General features: G+C 67.8%; 18 protein-coding genes. 11 read left to right on the top strand and 7 right to left on the bottom strand.

Translation table 11 applies throughout. The features are described from left to right. Positions 1-94: 94 nt before the first annotated feature. Positions 95-1,669: a 4-hydroxyphenylacetate 3-hydroxylase family protein gene (locus tag ACLJRL_RS08010; protein WP_410655429.1), complete on the top strand. Its 1,575-nt coding sequence runs from the start codon at positions 95-97 to the stop codon at positions 1,667-1,669. Positions 1,670-1,745: 76 nt separating this feature from the next. After that, positions 1,746-2,021: a phosphopantetheine-binding protein gene (locus ACLJRL_RS08005; RefSeq protein ID WP_410655428.1), complete on the top strand. Its 276-nt coding sequence runs from the start codon at positions 1,746-1,748 to the stop codon at positions 2,019-2,021. Positions 2,022-2,171: 150 nt separating this feature from the next. On the opposite strand, the gene ACLJRL_RS08000 is transcribed toward ACLJRL_RS08005, so the two are convergent. Further along, complete coding sequence (locus ACLJRL_RS08000; protein WP_410655427.1) at positions 2,172-3,539, bottom strand: condensation domain-containing protein; 1,368 nt, start codon at positions 3,537-3,539, stop codon at positions 2,172-2,174. Positions 3,540-3,756: 217 nt separating this feature from the next. Here ACLJRL_RS08000 and ACLJRL_RS07995 point away from each other — a divergent pair, with 217 nt between their 5' ends. Together ACLJRL_RS07995 and ACLJRL_RS07990 are read left to right on the top strand one after the other, a co-directional pair. Beyond that, positions 3,757-4,512, top strand: coding sequence for an SDR family NAD(P)-dependent oxidoreductase (locus tag ACLJRL_RS07995; RefSeq protein WP_410655426.1), 756 nt, complete (start codon positions 3,757-3,759; stop codon positions 4,510-4,512). Positions 4,513-4,537: 25 nt separating this feature from the next. Continuing rightward, on the top strand, positions 4,538-5,791 hold the full coding sequence (locus tag ACLJRL_RS07990) for an acyl-CoA dehydrogenase family protein (RefSeq protein ID WP_410655425.1): 1,254 nt from the start codon (positions 4,538-4,540) through the stop codon (positions 5,789-5,791). Positions 5,792-5,941: 150 nt separating this feature from the next. Here ACLJRL_RS07990 and ACLJRL_RS07985 read toward each other — a convergent pair whose 3' ends face one another. The 3 genes from ACLJRL_RS07985 to ACLJRL_RS07975 form a co-directional block, all read right to left on the bottom strand. Further along, positions 5,942-6,412: an SgcJ/EcaC family oxidoreductase gene (locus ACLJRL_RS07985; RefSeq protein ID WP_410655424.1), complete on the bottom strand. Its 471-nt coding sequence runs from the start codon at positions 6,410-6,412 to the stop codon at positions 5,942-5,944. Positions 6,413-6,443: 31 nt separating this feature from the next. Beyond that, positions 6,444-6,908, bottom strand: a complete 465-nt coding sequence (locus tag ACLJRL_RS07980; protein WP_410655423.1) for an SgcJ/EcaC family oxidoreductase — start codon at positions 6,906-6,908, stop codon at positions 6,444-6,446. Positions 6,909-7,017: 109 nt separating this feature from the next. After that, on the bottom strand, positions 7,018-7,932 hold the full coding sequence (locus ACLJRL_RS07975) for a putative sugar O-methyltransferase (RefSeq protein ID WP_410655422.1): 915 nt from the start codon (positions 7,930-7,932) through the stop codon (positions 7,018-7,020). Between the two features lie 193 nt (positions 7,933-8,125). Between ACLJRL_RS07975 and ACLJRL_RS07970 the strand changes: the two genes are divergently transcribed. Continuing rightward, positions 8,126-9,589 carry an amino acid adenylation domain-containing protein gene (locus ACLJRL_RS07970; protein ID WP_410655421.1) on the top strand — a complete coding sequence of 488 codons (1,464 nt, stop codon included), beginning with the start codon at positions 8,126-8,128 and terminating at the stop codon, positions 9,587-9,589. A gap of 369 nt (positions 9,590-9,958) precedes the next feature. Here the strand turns inward: ACLJRL_RS07970 and ACLJRL_RS07965 are convergent, their stop codons facing one another. Next, positions 9,959-11,335: an FAD-dependent oxidoreductase gene (locus ACLJRL_RS07965; RefSeq protein WP_410655420.1), complete on the bottom strand. Its 1,377-nt coding sequence runs from the start codon at positions 11,333-11,335 to the stop codon at positions 9,959-9,961. 241 nt (positions 11,336-11,576) lie between these two features. Beyond that, complete coding sequence (locus ACLJRL_RS07960; RefSeq protein WP_410655419.1) at positions 11,577-12,947, bottom strand: extracellular solute-binding protein; 1,371 nt, start codon at positions 12,945-12,947, stop codon at positions 11,577-11,579. Positions 12,948-13,164: 217 nt separating this feature from the next. On the opposite strand from ACLJRL_RS07960, the gene ACLJRL_RS07955 reads away from it, so the two are divergent. From ACLJRL_RS07955 to ACLJRL_RS07930, 6 genes are read left to right on the top strand one after another with little or no spacing between them, the layout of a single operon-like run. Further along, a complete protein-coding gene (locus ACLJRL_RS07955) occupies positions 13,165-14,346 on the top strand; it encodes an acyl-CoA dehydrogenase family protein (RefSeq protein ID WP_410655418.1) in 1,182 nt (393 codons plus the stop codon). Positions 14,347-14,364: 18 nt separating this feature from the next. Beyond that, positions 14,365-14,634, top strand: coding sequence for a phosphopantetheine-binding protein (locus ACLJRL_RS07950; protein WP_410655417.1), 270 nt, complete (start codon positions 14,365-14,367; stop codon positions 14,632-14,634). Next, positions 14,631-15,539 carry a phytanoyl-CoA dioxygenase family protein gene (locus ACLJRL_RS07945; RefSeq protein WP_410655416.1) on the top strand — a complete coding sequence of 303 codons (909 nt, stop codon included), beginning with the start codon at positions 14,631-14,633 and terminating at the stop codon, positions 15,537-15,539. Before ACLJRL_RS07950 ends, ACLJRL_RS07945 begins: the two co-directional genes overlap by 4 nt. A 45-nt stretch (positions 15,540-15,584) precedes the next feature. Continuing rightward, positions 15,585-16,925, top strand: coding sequence for a condensation domain-containing protein (locus ACLJRL_RS07940; protein WP_410655415.1), 1,341 nt, complete (start codon positions 15,585-15,587; stop codon positions 16,923-16,925). A gap of 11 nt (positions 16,926-16,936) precedes the next feature. Beyond that, positions 16,937-18,190: an acyl-CoA dehydrogenase family protein gene (locus ACLJRL_RS07935; protein WP_410655414.1), complete on the top strand. Its 1,254-nt coding sequence runs from the start codon at positions 16,937-16,939 to the stop codon at positions 18,188-18,190. 52 nt (positions 18,191-18,242) lie between these two features. Then, complete coding sequence (locus ACLJRL_RS07930; protein WP_410655413.1) at positions 18,243-18,641, top strand: DUF6069 family protein; 399 nt, start codon at positions 18,243-18,245, stop codon at positions 18,639-18,641. Positions 18,642-18,750: 109 nt separating this feature from the next. Here the strand turns inward: ACLJRL_RS07930 and ACLJRL_RS07925 are convergent, their stop codons facing one another. Then, positions 18,751-19,305 (bottom strand): dihydrofolate reductase family protein, encoded by a 555-nt coding sequence (locus ACLJRL_RS07925; protein WP_410655412.1) that lies wholly within the window; start codon positions 19,303-19,305, stop codon positions 18,751-18,753. Positions 19,306-19,329: the final 24 nt, after the last annotated feature.

Here is a 19,329-nt window from a genome sequence, read left to right as displayed (position 1 = left end):
GCACCGGAGGAGGTGCCGCCGGGATCGCGCGGTGAAAGGCTGGTGGACGAGGAAATTCCACGTGCGTGCTGTCGGCAGGAATGAGGGAGAACTCGTGACGGGCGAACAGGACACCCCCGCCGGAACGCGGCCGCTGACCGGTGACGAATACATCGAGAGCCTGCGTGACGATCGCGAGATCTACCTTTACGGGGACCGCGTCAAGGACGTGACGACCCATCCGGCGTTCTACAACCCCGTCCGGATGACGGCGCGGCTCTACGACGCCCTGCACGACCCCAAGACCAAGGACGTCCTCACCACCGCGACCGACACCGGCACCCCCGGCTACACCCACCGGTTCTTCACGACACCGCACACCGTCGACGATCTCGTCGCGGACCAGAAGGCCATCGCGCAGTGGGCGCGGATGAGCTACGGCTGGATGGGCCGGAGCCCGGACTACAAGGCCGCCTTCCTCGGCACGCTCGGGGCGAACGCCGAGTTCTACGCGCCGTTCGAGGACAACGCCCGGCGCTGGTACAAGGAGTCCCAGGAGAAGGTCCTGTACTGGAACCACGCGATCGTGCATCCCCCGGTCGACCGGAACCGGCCGCCGGACGAGGTCGCGGACGTCTTCATCAAGGTGGAGAAGGAAACCGACTCCGGTCTGGTGGTCAGTGGGGCCAAGGTCGTCGCGACCGGATCCGCGCTCACCCACTACAACTTCATCGCGCACTACGGGCTGCCGATCAAGAAGAAGGAATTCGCGTTGGTGGCCACCGTGCCGATGGACGCGTCGGGGGTCAAGCTGATCTGCCGCCCGTCCTATTCGGCGACCGCCGCGGTCATGGGCAGCCCGTTCGACTACCCGCTCTCCTCCCGGCTGGACGAGAACGACACCATCCTCGTGCTGGACAAGGTCCTTATCCCGTGGGAGAACGTGTTCATCTACGGGGACCTCGGCAAGGTGCAGATGTTCACCGCACGCTCGGGTTTCCCCGAGCGGTTCACCTTCCACGGCTGCACCCGGCTGGCGGTGAAGATCGAGTTCATCGCCGGGCTCCTGGCCAAGGCACTGGAGATGACCGGCACCCAGGACTTCCGTGGCGTGCAGACCAGACTCGGCGAGGTACTGGCCTGGCGCAACCTCTTCTGGGCGCTCTCCGACGCGTCCGCGCGGAATCCGATCGAATGGAACAACGGCGCGCTGCTGCCCAATCCGCAGTACGGGCTCGCCTACCGGTGGTTCATGCAGCTCGGTTATCCGAGGATCAAGGAGATCATCCAGCAGGACGTGGCCAGCGGGCTGATCTACGTCAATTCCAGCGCGGAGGACTTCAAGAACCCGGAGATCCGGCCGTATCTGGACAAGTACGTCCGCGGTTCGGGCGGGGCCACCGCCATCGAGCGGGTGAAGCTGATGAAGCTGGTGTGGGACGCCGTCGGCACCGAATTCGGCGGGCGGCACGAACTGTACGAACGGAACTACTCCGGCAACCACGAGAACACCCGGGTGGAGCTGCTGTTCTCCCAGATCGCCGGCGGCCAGGTCAACGGGTACAAGAAGTTCGTCGACCAATGCCTCGGCGAATACGACATCGACGGCTGGACCGTGCCGGATCTCTCCAGTTTCCCGGACTTGTCCCGGCTGCGGAACGACCTGCTCGGCGGCGACTTCGCGGCCTGACCGCAAACCGGGAGACGTGACCGCCGCCGGTTCTCAGGGATATTGGAACGAGAACCGTCGAGGCGAAGGACTCCACATGACTAACGAAGCGCGGCGAACCGATCTTTCCACCGCGGCCGAGCAGGTCAAGGAAATCTGGAAGAACGTGCTCAACGTACCGGAGATCACCGCCGACGACACCTTCTTCGCATTGCGGGGGCAATCGATTTCGGCGGTCCGGATCTTGGCGCGGATCGAGGACGAGCTCGGCGTCGAGATCGAAATGCGCGAGCTGTTCGAGGACCCCGACCTGGCGACCTTCACCGAGGTCGTGGTGGCGCAGCTCGCGACCCCGGAACGCCGGACGGCCTGACGCGGAAGCAGGCCGGCCGGACACCGAAGGGGCCTTTCCTTACCGGACACGGAAGGAGAGGCCCTTTCGTCGTGCCCGGGCAAGACGTGCAGGCCCCCTTCCTTGCGTCCAGCACAAGGAAGGGGGCCTGCACGCCGCTTCTGGGGTGTTTCAGCGCAGCGGAGCGTCGGGCTCGGTGACGACCTGACGCAGTACCTCGAAGAACTCGGCGGCCATCTCGCTCATCCTGCTGTCGCGGAACAGGCCCTTGGTGAACGCCAGATTGGCCAGGATGTCCTCCGTCGGACCGAGATGCAGGCACCACAGCATGCCGTCCGGTACGTAGCAGCCCACGTCCTGAGAGAGCTCTCGCCGCCAGATCGCGGTGTACTCCAGGTCGCCGACGAGTTCGGCCTCCAGTACCAGCGGCGGCTGCACGACCTGGAAGACCACGGGGGCCCGGTCGTCCTCCATCGCCGTCGCCATCAGCTCCGGTGCCTCCTGGAGGAGGTGGAGCAGCGGCAGCTCCCGCGAGTACGCCTCCATGCAGGTCTCCCGGACCCGCCCGATGACGTCGCGGAAGGTTTCGGCGCCGGACAGGTCCGTCCTCAGTGGAATGAAGTTGAAGAAGGAGCCCACCGTGTCCTGGAAACGCGCCTTCTCCCGCCCCGGCATGAACGTCGGAACGACGATGTCGTTCTCCCCGGTCATCTTGTGGAGCAGGACCGTGAAGGCCCCGAGCAGGATCATGAACTGCGAGCTGCGAGTGGCGACGGCGAGTTCCTCGGTCTTGGCCCGCAGTTCGGCATCGGTGACGAACCGGTACCACGACGTGTCGGCCCATTCTCCCGACGATTTCGGCAGATCCGTCGTCACCGTGGTGATCCGCGCGCCGCTCAGCTTGTTCCGCCAGTACTCACGGGCCTTCTGGACACGCTCGTTCCCGATGCCGGCGAGCTGTTCATCCACGAACTCCCGGTACTGGCGCGCCTCGGGCAGGTCGTGGCCGGGATACCCCTTCCGCGCGGCGTAGGCCGCGGCGAGGTCGCGGACGACCACCTGCATCGACCACGAGTCGACCGCGGCGTGGTGCCCGTCGAGGATCAGCACCGCGTCGTCGTCGTCGAACCTGCCCAGGAGCGCCCTCAGCAAAGGACTCTCGTCACTGCCGAAGGTGTCGGCCTCCAGTTCGTTGAGCAGATCCTGGAAGACGAGCTCGCGGGCATCGGGATCGACACCCGTGAGCTCACGCACCTCGAGCCGAGGCGAGGTCGCGGCCTGGATGACCTGGTACCGATCTTCGGTACCGCGGACGACCGTGGTACGGAGCGCCTCGTGCCGCACGACCACGTCGTGCAGCGCCGCACGCAGCGTGTCGATGTCGACTCGTCCCCGGATCCGCCAGGCTTCGACGTGGTGATAGCGGGGACCGTACGGGCCCACCTCGTTCCCCTTGTCGAACAGGCACAGGAATTCCTGTTGCAGGGAAAGCGGAGCGCGGTCCGTGGCGGCGGGCGCCGCGGTTTCGGTGATGCTCATGTCCCTCGACCGTCCTTGCGTCTCAAGCGTTTCTGGTTGAGCCTGCTCGACCCGTGCTGGTCGGCCGCGGTGAAATCGGGCCATGGACCAGCCTCACGCAGCGGTGTCACCCGTGCATCTCCTTGGCTGCTGTCGCGAGAACAGGCCTGAGCGCGTCCCCGCCACCCTGCGCAAACGAGAAGTCGTCACCTGGTCGGCGCGATGCGAATCTATGTACATGGCGGAATTCGAAGGTAAGACGGTACTGATCACCGGCGGTGGCAGTGGCATCGGCCTCGGCGCCGCCCGAAGACTGGTGGCCGACGGCGCCAATGTGGTACTCGCGAGTCGCAGCCGCGAAAGGCTCTCGTTGGCCGCGAAAGAGCTCGACGCGGGCGAGCGTGTCCTGACCGTCCCGGCGGATGTGTCGATCATCGAGGACATCGACAGCCTGATGTCCGAAGTGGACATTCGCTTCGGCGGTCTCGACGGCGTGTTCGCCAACGCGGGCGCCGCGGCTTCCGGCCGCGTCGCCGATATCACCGAGGCCGACTTCGACCGGGTGATCGGGGCGAACCTGAAGGGCACGTTCTTCACCGTCCAACGAGCACTGCCGCTGCTCAGCCGCGGCGGTTCCGTGGTGCTGAACGGATCATGGACGGTGCACCGTGGCATGGCACCGGCGTCGCTGTACGCGGCCAGCAAGGCGGCCGTGCTCAACCTGGCGCGGACCTTCGCCGCCGACCTGGCCGCGGACGGCATCCGGGTCAACGCGATCACCCCCGGCCACATCGTGACCGACATGTTCGAGGCCATGACCGGTGGCTCCGAGCAGGTGCAGGAGTACTTCCGCTCCCAGGTCGTGCTCGGCCGGCTCGGTCAGCCCGAGGACATCGGCGACGCGGTCGCGTTCTTGCTCTCGTCGAAGGCCGCTTACATCACTGGCCAGGAACTCGTGGTCGACGGCGGCCTGGTCGCCTCGGTCGCCGCCTGACACGGACGCGAAGGAATAAGGAGCAATGGCAAACACCGCTTCCGGACAGAACCATCCGTTGCCGCCCGAGCCGGGGCTGACCCCCGACGAGGTCGTCGCGCGAGCCGAAGCCATCGCGGCCACCCTGGTCGAGCGGCAGGCCGAGGTCGAAGAGCGCACGTACTACGCGCAGGACGTGCACGAGGCGTTCGCCGAGGCGGGCTTCTACCGGATCCTCGTGCCCCGGCGCTATGGCGGGTACGAGTTCGGGGTGGACACGTTCGTCCGGGTGACCATGGCGCTGACCCGAGGCTGCTCGTCGACCGGATGGATGTACTGCCTGGGCGCCGCGCACGCGCTGCTGGCCGCGACGCTGTTCGACGAGCGCGCGCAGGCGGAACTGTTCGCCGGTGGTGACTTCATCGCGCCGCTGCCACTCGCCCCCGGAGGCACCGCCGAGCGCACCGATGACGGGCACTGGGTGCTCAACGGCACCTGGAACTACTGCTCGGGTGCGCCGTACGCCACCCATCTCATGGCGCACGCGATGGTGTCCAAAGAGGACGGAGCACCGCCGGAGCCGCTGCTGTTCGTCATTCCGCGCAGCGAATGGGAGATGCTCGACAACTGGGGGAACCAGCTGGGCCTCAAGGGCAGCGGTTCCCACAGCATCACCATCCGCGACGGCCGGATTCCCGACCACTTCACCAAACCCCTGCACCTGAGCGAAGCCACCATGGCCGATGGCGAACCCGGCCTTCAGTTGCACGGAAACCCGCAGTACAGCGGGGCGCCACTCGGCTTCATGTCGCTGGAAGGCGCGGCCATCGCGGTCGGTATGGCCAAGGGCGCGCTCGACGCCTACGAAGAGCTGCTCCGTACGAAGACCACCATCACGCCACCGTTCGCCATCAGGTCCGAAGACCCGGACTACCAGCTGTGGTACGGCGAAGCCGCCGCGTTGATCGCGACCGGCGAAGCCGCGCTCCACAACGCGGTACAGCAGTGGGACGAACTCTGTGCCGGCGGGGCGGCGGCGTACACCCCGGACCGCGACCTGATGATCGCCCTGATCTGCCGCCAGGCCGCGACGATCGCCTGGCGAGGGGTCGAGACCCGCATCGTGCCCACCGCCGGTTCGAGCGCGATGCGGAACGGTGAGCGTCTCGAACGAGTGTGGCGCGATCTTTCCACCGGCCTCAGCCACGTCGGATTCGGGGTCGTCCTCGCCGGGGAAGGGCACCGCTCGTACACCCGTGCCCACGTCAACGGCGAGTGGTTCGCCGCCGGCGCGGCCTGAAGCGAGCTTCGCGACAGCCAACGAAGTCCTCCACAGTGGATAGTCCACTGTGGAGGGTTTTTGTCCATGCGACTGAAAGGTCGGCAAAACCCTCGGCCTCCTCTTGCGAAGAGGCCGAGGGCCTGGGTCGAGAATCCGCCTTCGGTGCGCTCAGCCGTTGGCCGGGCTGCTCTGGTGGGACAGTAGTGCCCACTCGCCGTCCCGCTCGGTGATGATCCAGGTGGCATTGATCCGGCGCTCCGGCGCGGTTTCCGTTTCGCCGTCGAGGATGATGCCGCCCTGGGTGATCACCATCGCGGTGTCGTCGGTCAGGAACGTCACCTGAAGCGGCCGGCCCTTCACGTGCGCGCCGCGGAGCCCGCCCTCGAAGCCGGCCCTCATGTACGCGCGGATCTGCTCGCGGCTGGTCAGCTGCTCGTCCTGCATGAGCAGGCTGCCGTCCTCGGCGAAGACCTCCGCGAACTCGTCCGCGTCGTTGGCCGCCCAGGCGTGCGTGATGCGCAGTGGCACCGTCAGCACCGAGCGGTCGCGGGGGTCGGTGAACTCGCTATAGAACGAGGCGTCTTCCTCGATTCCGTACGAGGCAAGGATTTCCGGCGCGCTCGTCGACTGAACGGACATAACAGGTACTCCTTCGTCCAGGAATCGGGGATTACCAGCGAAGAGTCGCGTCGCTGCCGCGCGGGCTGTTCTGGTAACCGGCCAGGTACCAGATGCCGTCGTCCTCCTTGACCAAGGTCCACGTGGAACGCACCGCGCGCTCCGCCGAGATCTCGGTCTCGCCCGGCGCGAGGATGCCACCGTGGGTGCGGATGAGCGCGACATACTTGTTCACGAACCGCAGATCCACCGGCTTGCCGGTGATCCTGGATCCCTCGAACGGGCCGGCGAAGGCCGCGGACAGGAACGCCCGGATCTCGTCGCGGCCGACCTTGTACACCCCGCCGGGGAGAATCAGTGTGCCGTCCTTGGTGAACACGTTCACCACAGCGTCCACATCGTTGCCCGCCCAGGCGGCGACCAGGCGCAGCGGCACGCCCAGCACCTCTTTCTCGCGCTCGCTGGTGAACTGACCGTAGTAGTCGTCCAGTGCGGATGCGTCGACTCCAGAGGACACGGGTGCCCCCTCCCTTCCGTCATCGGGTCGGTATCTTTTCGATCGTGGCAGCCGTTCCGAGCGCGCCGCGCCTTCTGCCTTGCCGGTGTGCGGCCGTCGGGAGGCCGGTCTACTTCTTGCCGTAAAGGGCCTGCCAGTAGTGGCTCCACGGCGGCGCCCACGCATTGGCGACGCAGGTCCAGCCGGAGCCGGGACGGTAGGCGTCGACGAAAGCCGGGCCGTGGGACTCGACGTCGTGGCTGTCGTGGATGTCGATGACGTCACGCAGCTTGCCCGCACTCAGCGCCATCTTGATGACTTCGGGCTGCTCGGTGTTCCCGTTGAGGCTGCCGTCGAGATATTTGCCGACGGCGTCCCGGATATAGAAGTAGCGGCTCCGCTGGTCGATCAGTTTCAGGTATTCGTCGACGGTCTCGGGCTTCATTTCCGAGAACGAGCTGATGTTGACCGTGAGATCGAATTCGGTGTCCGCGTACCGCTCGTCGACATCGGCGACCGAGGTGAAGCGGACCTTGGCGTACTGCTCGTCGTCGAGCACGGTGCGCAGGTACGCCTGGGAAAGCTTCAGGGACTGCGGCAGGTCGATGATGTGGTATTCGCGCAGGTCGTGGTTGGACAGCAGCGTGTGCCCGGTACGTCCGTACCCCGCGCCGATTTCCAGGACCCGCGCGCCGTCGAGTTCGACATCGCGCGCGATGAAGTCCAGTTCGAGCACCGAACGCAGGTAATCCATGCAGACGAGCTCGCCGTTGTAGGTGATCGTGAAGGGATCGCCGACAGTGCGGTTGCCGATCCGGCGCAGGCGCTTCCAGTTCTCGTCGCTCAAACCCGCGGCGAGATTGTAGATCAGCGTCTTCATGTACCGGAGCCCGTTCACCTCCGGGTCCCAGAACGCGATCTTGAAGTTGATCGAGCGCGATTTGAAGGACGAGAGCTCCGTCGTGGCCTCGTCGGTGACGGCGACCTCGTCGTGGCGCGCCCGCAGCAGGCTTGGGCCGTACTTGTCGTGCATCAGGCGTCCCATCCGTTCGGAGGCGAGGGCACCTCGCCTGGGTGAGCACCAGCGTGCCCCCGCGATGAGAACGAAATCGTCTCCCTCGTTGCGCGCCTGCGTGAATTCCGGGCGCGTGTGTTCGGCAACTCGTATTCGTGCTTTCTTCGACCGATGGGCAAACGTGGAGGAGACCGACGGTCCACCACGGAAATACGCTCATTCCATGACTGCCGAGGTGGTACACCAGCTCGTCCGGCAGCGCGGCGCCGAAGACGCCGCACTGCTCTGGGAATCCCAGGAATTCACCGGGCATGACCTCCAGGATCGGGCGTCCCGGATCGCCGGCGCGCTCGCCGGTCTGGCGGGTCGCCCGGTCGCCGTGCGGGTGCCGCCCGGCCCGGACCGCTACGCGGCGCTGCTCGGCGTGCTGAGTGCCGGCGCCCACCTGGTCTGGTTCGGCACCGGAGCGGCCGGTGAGCGCGGCCGGATGATCCTGGACGACGTCCGCCCGGCCGCCGTGCTGATCGCCGGCGAACCGGACGACCTTGTCGCCTGGTACACCGAGCACTCCGGGGTCATTCCCGTGGACGTGACGGACCTGCCCGCGGCGTCCGCCGCCGAACCGGAAGTCCGGCCGCACGACTGGGCCTACATCGCGCACACGTCCGGCTCCACCGGGCGGCCCAAGGGCGTGCCGCAGACCCACGCGGCGCTGGCCCAGTTCGGTCTCTGGTTCGCCGAGGCCTTCGGGCTGGCTGCGGGCGTACGGGTGGCGCAGTGGGTGCACCCCGAGCACGACCCGGCGATCTGCGAGACGTTCGCCGCCCTGATGTCCGGCGCGACGCTCTGCCCCGTCCCGTCGAAGATCCGGGCCCACCCGGGCTGGATGCTCGACTGGCTCGACGGCGAGCGGATCGACGTGTTCCAGACCGTGCCGAGCTTCGCGCGCGAACTGGTCCGCGAGAGCGACGGGCGGCCGCTGCCCCTGCGGCGGCTGGTGCTGATGGGCGAGGCGGTCCCCCCGGATCTCGTGGCGGCGCTGCACGCGACAAGCCCGGACACCGAGCTGTACAACCTTTACGGCCCCACCGAGACGGTGGCGGCGACCTGGCACCACATCCAGCGCGACGGATCCACGGCGATCCCGATCGGCCAGGCCATTCCCGGACGCGAGGTGCTGCTGCTCGACGACGCGGACGCCGAGGGTGACGAGGGCGAGATGGTGGTGCTCAGCCCGTACGTCACCCCGGGCTATCTGCTGGGCGGGCGCGACCATCCGGCGTTCCGTCCGGTCGCCGGGCGCGGCCCCGGCCCGTGGTACCGCACCGGCGATCTGGGCCGGCGGCGGCCGGACGGGCTGCTGGAGTTCCGCGGCCGCCGCGACCAGCAGGTGAAGATCCAGGGCCACCGGATCGAGCTGGCCGAGGTCGAGGCCTTGCTGGGCACGCACCCGTCGGTGGCCGAGTGCGCCGTGCTGGCCGCCCCCGCCGACGACGGCATCGTCAAGGCGCTCGTGGCCTACGTGGTGTCGCGGGAGGCGGAGCCGCCGCAGCGGCAGTGGCGGGCACACGTGCGGCAGCGGTTCGGCGACGTGCTGCTGCCGATGACGTTCAGGATCGTGCCGGACGCGCTGCCCCGCACCGCGACCGGCAAGGTCGACGGCCGCCGGCTGCAAGACCTGTCTTGAGCCGCGTTTAGTCCTCTAATTGCGTTTCCTGTGGGAGCCGAAGGACGCTTTCCCCGCATCGCATGCGGGGAAAGCGTCCTTTGTGGAATCCCCGCGGTGGCGCAGGCGGCGGTTTCGCGTGATTGGAGGGACGACACGCGTGTCCAGGCGGACGGCGAGCGTGTTCAGACGGACGACACGGGGTGGAGCCCGGCCGCGGGCGTGTCGTCCATCCAGTCACAGGTGTCGTCCGTCCAGTCACGACCACCTCAGGTCAACAGGTGTCCTTTGTGGACGGTTGCTCCACTCGAACGAATGCCGTGAAGGCCTCCTTGCCTACGCTCAAGGTAGGCAAGGAGGCCTTCACGGCATATTCGGCGCGGCGGGAGCTCAGCGCGACTCGGCGAGAGCCGGCTGCGGTGACCGGTCGGTGGGGGAGGTCCTGGCGAAGGCGCCGCGTAGCACGCGCCACAGGGTCGCCGGGCGCATCAGCGCCTGCGGGGTGTCCACCATGCCGGCGGCCCGGAGGTACGCCGTGGTGACCTTCGGGTCGCGGGTCGCCGCTACCTGCACGAGCCGCAGGTAGCGCTGGACCATGCGCATCTTCAGGGAACGGTGGCCGGGTACGTCCGGGAAGTTCAGGTCGACCGTCGTGGTCATCTCCCAGGGCGCGTCGATGGCGTCGCGGGCGAGGTCGCGGAAGTACGCGGTCGGATCGGGTTCGCCGTTCGGGCTCAGGTGCTGGCGCAGGGTGAGCGCGGAGACCGCGGCCACCGTCATGCCCTGCGCGTACACCGGGTTGAAGCTGGTGACCGCGTCCCCGGTGACGACCAGGCCGGCCGGCAGGCGGGACATCCGCTCGTAGCGACGGCGCAGCGTGACCGGGTAGTGGAAGGGGACGGGCTCGTCGACCGGACGGGCCGTCTTCAGCGCGTCGGCGATGTCCGGGATCGCCAGCGACCGGACGAAGTCGTAGAAGCCCTCCTGGTCGGTGGGAGGGTGGTCGCCGAGCAGGCCGTAGGTGGTGAGCTCGACCCGGCCGTGGTCGGTCTGGGTGAAGATCGCGCCGCGGGGCGAGGAGGGGAACGCCACCGGGATGATGGCCAGGTCGCCGCGCCACGGGTCGTCGTCCAGCTCGTAGTGCTGCGTGACGTACCCCAGGTTGATCTTGATGCGTTCCTCGGGAACCCGCTCGTAGCCGAACTTCTCCAGCATCGCCGGGGTCCGCGAGCCGCGGCCGGTGGCGTCGACGACCAGATCGGCCTCGATCAGCTCGTCCCGGTCGTTGTCCAGATCGCGCAGCCGGGCGCCGGTGATCCGCGAGCCGTCCGGCGTGGCCTCCAGCCCGGCGATGTCGTGGCGCTCGACGAACCGCACCTGGGGCAGCTGCTCGACGCGTTCCCGCAGGTGGCGTTCCATCAGCGGGGCCGTGGCCGGTACCGCGATGTAGCCGATGTCCTCGCGGAGCAGCGGCTTGCCGTTGAAGTACCAGCGGCACGAGCCGGCGTAGTCGCCGGTGGGGCAGCCGTCCGCGATGAGTTCGTCGATGAAGCCGGGGAACAGCTCCTCGGTCACCTGCAGGCCGCGGACGTGCATGGCGTTGATGTGCTTGCCCTGCGGGCGGCCGCGGCGCGGTCCCCGCTCCCCGACCAGCTTGTCGCGATCGACGATCAGGACCTCGTCGTACTGCTCGGTCAGCACTCGCGCGGCGAACAGGCCGGCGTAGCTGCCACCGAGCACCAGCGCCCTGCGTGCTTTCTTGCCCATCGGTGGGTCCACCCTTCCTTATGGCGGCTCAGATCCCGTCGGTGAACGCCGGGATCGCCCGGCCCGATTTCGCGGCCACCCCGGGACTTCCCTGGAATTCGTTCATGGGAATGAGCGTCGCATTCAGCCGAGTGGGCTTTCGTCTCCCCGTTTGCCCTCCTGGGGCACGAAAAGACCCTGGGCCGCGGCGAACGCTGCCCAGGGTCGGTTCAGTTTGGCGAAATAGGACCAGAACGGCCGGTCAGGCGCCGAGCCGGAGACGCTCCGCTTCCGTCTGGGGCATCTGCGGACCTTGGCCGGCACTGGCCGATTCCACCCGTTGCGAGTACTCCTCAAGGAGCTGCTGAGCCTGGTCGTTCGCCTGGCTGAAGCGCGCGGCCACCTCGGCGCCGTCGACCAGCACCTCGTGCATGGCCTGCACGCTCGCGCTTTGGATGGGCAGGTCGTTGCCCACCACCACGCCACGGGTGGCGGGGGAGTCGGGGCTGATGCGGATCTGATCGACGGCGGCCCGGAAGTGCGGATTCTTGTCGAACCAGCCCTCGCTTTCGAGCAGCCCGATCGACGACTCCGTAGTGGGGACGAACGTCCGGCCGTTGTCGTAGATCTGCGTGGCGTTGCGGGGGTTGTTCAGGAACTGCATGAGGGCCAGCGCGCCGTCACGGGTCGGTTCGTCCAGCCCGTCGCGCAGCCACAGCGACTCACCGGCGATGAGGTTCCCCGCGTAGCCTGCCTGCTCGTTGTAGGGCATCTGGCTTACCTGCACGCGGAACCCGGCCTTCTGGGCCGCCCGGACGATGGGCCCGGCCTCGACCGAGGTGCTCATCATCATCGCCGTTTCCCCGTTGGCGAACGCTTCCATGCAACCCCACCAGTCCGACGGCTTGCCGGTGTAGTGGTAGTGGCCCGCCCGGTGCAGGTCCTTCCACCAGTTCGCGTAGGCCAGCATCTCGGGCGACAGGTAGTTGATCTTCTCGCTCCGGCCCGACCTGCCGTTCTCGTGGTCGGCGATCAGCCCGCCCTGCTGAGCCACGGACTGCTGGAAGAACCAGCCGAAGTTGGGCCAGGTGATCCCGCCGCGGCGCGCGCCGTCCCGTCCTGCGACGGCGGCGCACGCGGCCTCCACCTCCGCCCAGGTGCGCGGTGGTTCGGCGATCCCGGCGGCGTTCAGCGCGTCGATGTTGGAGAAGAGCAGGATCGTGGAAGTGTTGCGCGGCATCGAGGTCAGTTCGCCGTCGATCGTGAAGAACGCCCGCATGTTGGGCACGATGTCGTCGACGACCACGGGCTCACCGAGGATCTCGTCCCGCCCGGCCACGGCCTTGGTCACCGAGGTGAACAACGGCTGCCCGTTCGCGTCCCGGACGTCCAGGGCCTCCCGGAAGTAGCAGTAGCTGTACGAGGCGAGATGCGGCGCTGTTCCTTCACGCGCGGTCCGCGCCACCTCACGGGGGAAGGCCCCCAGGCTGACGGCTTCGACGACTGCCCGGTACCGAGGGTGTCTGCGGTTGAACTCCTCCACCTGTGCCCGGATGGGGTCGACGAGCTGTTGCCACATCGGCCAACGACCGAGCCAGAGCTTGATTGTGAGCTTTTCGGCAGATTCGTCCATCAGTCTCGCCATCTCATGCCGGTACCGGGAGGGTCATCGGAATTTCATGCTCCCGCGCCGCCGTCGGCGGTCGCATCTCCGTGATTGCGCCGGGGCCTTACCCGGCCGGGTGGAACAGCCCAGCCACGTCCGATATCGCAGTTCAGAAGATGCGGCGCGGTGATCGCGGCTGCCAAAGTCGTTACCGAAACTGTTCGGACTCGAGGAGAGAGGGTCAATGGAAACAGTCACCATGCTGCCACGAGCCGAACTGCTGAGGCGTGCGGTCGAGCTCGGTCCGGTGCTGAAGGCCAATGCGCAGGCGTCGGAGCAGCGCAGGCGGCTCAGCGTCGACACGCTTGAAGCGCTGGGTGGCTCCGGTCTGTTGCGCTTGCGGGTACCGCGGCGCTATGGCGGCTACGAGTCCGATATGCGGACCGTCACCGACGTGCTGGCCGAGCTGGCGCGCGGCGACGGCTCCGCCGCCTGGACGATGTCGGTCTGGATGATCAGCAGCTGGCTGGTCGGCCTGTTCCCGGAGACCGTGCGCGACGAGGTGTTCGCCGATCCCGACGTGCGGATCAGCGGGATCCTCAGCCCCGGCGCGATGGCCGTGCCGACCGACGGCGGCTACCTGGTCAACGGCAAGTGGTCGTTCAACACCGGCGCCCAGCAGAGCGACTGGAACGTGAACGCCGCCGTCCGGCCCACCCCGGACGGGCAGCACGAGCCGGTCATGGTGCTGATCCCGATGAGTGACCTTCAGGTGATCGACGACTGGCACACCGTCGGCATGTGCGCCTCCGGCAGTGTCACGACGGTGGCCGAGAATGTCTTCGTTCCGGCCGAGCGGGTACTGCCGGTAGGCCCGGTGATCGGCGGCGTGCACCCGCTGCAGCAGGACGACGCCGCGCCGATGTGGCGGGCCCCGTTCATGCCGATCGCCTGCACGACCGTCGGCGCGACCGCGTACGGCCTCGCGATCGCCGCCCAGGACGCGTTCATGGAACGCCTGCCCAGCCGCAAGATCACCTACACCGATTACACCGAGCAGAGCGCCGCGCCGCTGACCCACCTGCAGGTGGCCGGCGCGACGATCGGGGTGGACGAGGCCGGGTTCCACATCCGGCGCACCGCCGACCTGATCGACGCCAAGGCCGCGTCCGGCGAGCCGTGGAGCCTTGAGGAACGCGCCCGTGCCCGGCTGGACCTGGGCGCCGTTTGCTTGCGCGCCAAGGAAGTCGTGGACACGCTGGCCGGCGCCAGCGGCGGCTCTTCGCTGTACACCAGCGTGCCGATCCAGCGCATCGAGCGCGACATCAAGGCGCTCAACCTGCACGCGATCATGCACCCCGACACCAACTTCGAGCTGTACGGACGCCTTACCTGCGGACTGCCTTCCAACACCCAGTACCTCTGATCTCGCCTGGAGGAGATTATGAGCACCGAGCATCAGTCGGCTCTCAGCACGACCGAAATCACCCAGCGTGTCACCGAGATCTGGACGGATGTCCTCGGCGAGGGCTCCGACCGGCCCGGCGCCACGTTCTTCGAACTCAACGGGCAGTCCATCGCCGCCGTGCGGATCGCCGCGGCGATCGAGGAGCAGCTGGGTGTCACCCTCGACATCGGCGACCTTTTCGAGGACCCGGACCTGGAGACCCTGACCCATGTCGTCCTCGCGGCGGCCCTCGATTCGGCCGCATGACCGTGGGGACCGAGAACGGGGCCGCGAAGCCCGAACTGATCCACGTGCGGCCGGATGCGGACCTCGACCATGTCGTCGAGATTCTCGACCGCGAGGGGGCCGTGGTCGTCGAGGACTTCGCTGACGCGACGACGCTCGCCGGGCTCCGGGAAGACCTCGGACCCGGCCTCGAGGAGTCCGGCTATAGCGAGAGCGGTTACGACGGGGTCAAGACCAAGCGGCTGTCCGGCCTGTTCAAACGGTCGACGCAGATGTCCTCCGTCGTGACCCAGCCCCTTTACCTCGGTTCGGCCCGGCGGCTGCTGCAAAAGCCGACGCACTGCTGGATCGGCAAGGTCCGGATGGAGGTGACGCCGAGTATCCAGGTCAGCTTCACCCAAGCGATCCGCATCGATCCCGGTCAGGGACGGCAGCCGTTGCACCGCGACGACGCGATGCATCTGTGGCGGCATCCGGGACCTCCGTGCCGGCTGCAACTGATGCTGGCCATGACCGACTTCACCAGTGCCAACGGCGCGACCTTGGTCATCCCTCGCAGTCATCACTGGGACGACGAGCGGCCCCCGACCTACGCCGAGACGATCCCGGCCGTCATGCCCGCGGGTTCCGCGCTGCTCTGGCAGGGCGGCGTCTACCACGGCGGGGGAGCCAACACCACGGACTCGCCTCGGTACAGCCTCTCCGTCGCGCTCGACCTGGGCAACCTGCGGCAGGAGGAGAACCAGTACCTCGCCGTTCCCCGTGAGACCGTGCAGACCCTGCCGGAGGAGGTGCAGCGGCTGCTCGGCTGGGACCGCTGCCCGCCCGGCCTCGGCCAGGTCGAGACGCAGGACCCGCACCTGCTGCTGGAACGGACACCGCAGGAGCTCGTCGGGATGCCACGTGGTGCGAATCCGTTGATGTAGCGCGCCTTCCCGCGGTCCCACCCTCCACAAAGGAGAGATCACCCCATGACCACCTTCCCCGAAACCCAGCAGGCACCCAAGGTGCTCGCACTCTCACTGCAGCAACAGTTCCTTTGCATGTTCGCCCAAGGCTTCGAATCCGGGCCGTTCGGGCCGCATTACGTGGAGGTCGGCGGGTGGCGGCTCACCGGTCGTGTCGACGTGGAGGCCTTGCGCCTGGCGCTGGCCGACGTGATCGACCGGCACGAGGCGCTGCGTACCGTGGTGAGCCTCGAGAACGGCACGCAGAGCGTGCTGCCCGTCGGGGCACCCGAGCTGCTGGTAGTCGAACTGGACGCGACGCCGGGCGAGGATCGGGAACGGCGCGCGGAAGAGCTGATGATCGAGGCGGAGACCCGGTCGTTCCCGATCCACGATGTCCCGCTGCTGCGGGCCGTGCTCGGCCGCTTCGACGAGCAGGACTCCGTGCTGGTGCTGAACGCCCACCACAGCGCCTCGGACGTCTGGTCGCTCCAGGTGATCATGCAGGACTTGGCGGACTGCTACGCGGCGCGCGCGGCTGGGGACGAGCCCCAGCTGGCCGAGGTGCTCCAGTACGGCGACTACATCGCGGTACAGCAGGAGGAGGCCACAGGGCCGTCGGTGGCTGCCTCGCGGGCCTACTGGCGTGAAGCGCTGCGCGGTGCCCGGCTCCATGTCGCGCCGACGCGCCGCAAGGAGGACGTGGCCCCGGGGACGAGCTATCACCGCTTCGGCACCGAGGCGGACCTGAGCGCGGAGGTGTCCCGGCTGGCCAGGGCGACGCGCAGCTCCCCGTTCATGGTGCTGCTCGCCGCGTTCGCCGTCTTCGTGAACCGGCGCACCGAGGCGACCGACATCGTGGTGCCCACTTTCGCGCCGGGCCGTCAGCGCCGCTTCCAGTCCACGGTCGGGTCGTTCTTCAACTTCGTCCCGCTCCGGGTGAATCTGGGCGACAGCCGGACTTTCCGCGATGTCGTCGCCGTCACCAGGACCGCCTGCATCGGCGCCTTCAAACATGAACTGCCGCTGCTGCACGTGCTCGCCGAGGCGCCCGAGCTGATGGCTTCGGTCGGCCCCGACGCGGTGCCGTGCCTGTTCCAGGCCGTCCAGCCGCCCTACACGCTGGAGGGCAAGAAGATCGGCGACCTCGAGTACACCGGGATCTGGAAGCGGGTCGTCCCGCAGCCGCTCGGCTCCGAGACTCCCGACGGGATCATCTGGTCGATGCACCTCGGCAACAACGAAGTGGCCGGCGGGCTCAGCTTCAGCCGTCACCTCTTCGATCAGGCCGACGTCGACGAGCAGGTGGCCGAGTTCCTCAGTGTGGTCGGCGAAATGGTGGCCGACCCGGATTCGGCGATCTGAGAGGTTTGACGATGACCGTCACCGCGAACGACGTGCAGAGCGCGGCCCTGCCCGCCGAGCCCGAAGTCACCCCCGCCGTGCTGATCGAGCGGGCCAAGGCCATCGCGTCGACTCTGGTTGCACGCCAGGCCGAGACCGAGAAGCGGACCTATTACGCCGAGGACACCCATCGGGCGTTCCAAGAGGCCGGCCTTTACCGCATCACGGTGCCCAAGCGCTACGGCGGCTACGAGTTCGGCTTCGAGACCTTCCTGCAGATCGTGACGATCCTGACCCGGGCCTGCGCGTCGACCGGTTGGATGTACTGCCTGGGGGCGGCGCACTCGCTGTTCGTCGGCAGCATGTTCGGGGAGAAGGCGCAGGCCGAGATCTTCAGCGGCGGCGACTTCATCGCACCCCTCGTCAACGCTCCGCAGGGGACGGCCAGACGCGCCGCGGACGGCGGCTGGATCCTCGACGGTGTCTGGCGGTACTGCTCCGGCGCGCCGTACGCGACCCACCTGATCGGCAATGCCGTGATCGCCGGGGACGACGGGGGCCCGTCACGCCCGCTGTTGTTCATCGCGCCGCGCGATCAGTGGGAGAGGCTCGACGACTGGGGCGGGCAGCTGGGCCTCAAGGGCAGCGGGTCGCACAGCATCCGGATCTCCGGCGGGCACATCCCCGACCACTTCGGTCTCGAGGTCCCGTTCGAGGAGATTTCGGTGACCGGCGGTACTCCGGGGCGCGACCTGCACGAGCACCCGCAGTACGGCGGCGCGCCGGCCAGCTCGATGGCCCTTGAGGGCGCGCACATCGCGCTCGGCATGTGCCAGGGCGCGCTGGACGCGTACACGGAATTGATGTTCTCCCGCACCACGATCCTCCCGCCGTTCCCGCCCAGGGTGGAGGACCCCGACTTTCAGCTCTGGTACGGGCAGGCGAGCAGCATGATCGACGCCGCCGAGACGCTCGTGTTCGCCACGGCGCGGCGCTGGCACGAGTTGTCCGAGCAACCGCTCGGAGCGTTCACCCCCGAGGAGGACCTGCGTATCGCATTGACCTGTCGAGAGGCCACCCAGCTGGCCTGGCGAGCCGTCGACGAGATCATCCAGCCGACGGCCGGTAGCACGAGCGTCCGTGAGGGGGAACGCCTCGAACGGGTCTGGCGGGATCTTTCCACCGGACGCACGCACGTCAGTTCCGCCGTGCTGCTCACGACCATGGCCAACCGTGCCTACACCCAGCTACGGCTGCAGAGCACCCGACCTTCCGAAACCAGCTGACGCCGGCTCAGCCGGTGTCAGACACCCCTTTATCGAACTTAGGAGGCCCACGATGTCCGTTACCACCACTGCCGCTCCCGCGAAGTCCCTGATCATCGGCGGCCTGATCGCTACGGCCATCGCCGCCGCGGCCACCACGGCCGTCGCAGCGGTGGGTTCAGCCACCGGAATCAGCCTCGTTGTCGGCGGCACCGAGATCCCGGTACCCGGCTTCACCGCGCTGACCGTCATCTTCTCCGTGCTGGGCCTGGTACTCGCCCTGGTGCTGGCCCGCACGGTCGGCCATCCGCGCGCGGTGTTCGTCCGCACCACGATCGTGCTCACCGCGTTGTCGCTGGTTCCGGATGTGCTCGCGGACGCGGCGGTGAACACGAAGATACTGCTGATGGTGGCGCACCTGGTCGCCGCCGCGATCGTGATCCCGGCCGTCGCCCGCCGCCTGTCCGCCTGATCGCGAGGACGGAACCGCTGTAGCCTGCAGCGCCCGGAAGCCCCGGACCCACCCGCCAGGTGGATCCGGGGCTTTCCCGATCGCGGGCGGCGTCACCGACCGGTGCGGCTCAACGGGTCCGGTAGTGCGCGTAGATCAGTCCGCAGCCGAAGACATGGTCCTTGACCAGTTCGAGATCGAGGCGCACGCCATCGGGGAAGAACCGTTTGCCGCCACCGACCACGCTCGTGGTGACGAAAAGGTGGTACTCGTCCACCAGTCCGGCCGCGATCGCCTGCCCCGCGAGGGTCGGGCCGTCGACGGTGAGGTCGTGCTCGGCCTCGGCCTTGAGCTTGCGCACCGCGTCCGGGTCGAAGGTCCGCTCGAGCGTGGTCTTCGTGCTGGACACCGATTCCAGCGTCGTGGAGTACACGATCTTCTCCGCGGCCTGCCAGTCACGGGCGTACTGCAGGATTTGCGGCGGCTGGTCGGGCACCGTGTGCGCGGTCTCCCAGTAGACCATCGTCTCGTACATCCGCCGGCCGTAGAGATACGTGCCGACGGACCGGAAGAGGTCGTTGACGAAGGTATGCACCTCCGGGTCGTCGGCCCCGGTGCCGATGCCGCCCTCCGACTCGGCGTAACCGTCGAGCGAGGTGAACATCGAGTAGATGAGTTTTGCCATGCGTCTCCTTCGAATACGAGCGGG

Origin of the sequence: Amycolatopsis sp. lyj-112, from assembly GCF_046549055.1 — a bacterium.
Taxonomy (GTDB): domain Bacteria; phylum Actinomycetota; class Actinomycetes; order Mycobacteriales; family Pseudonocardiaceae; genus Amycolatopsis.
This window is presented reverse-complemented; position numbering and strand designations above follow the sequence as displayed.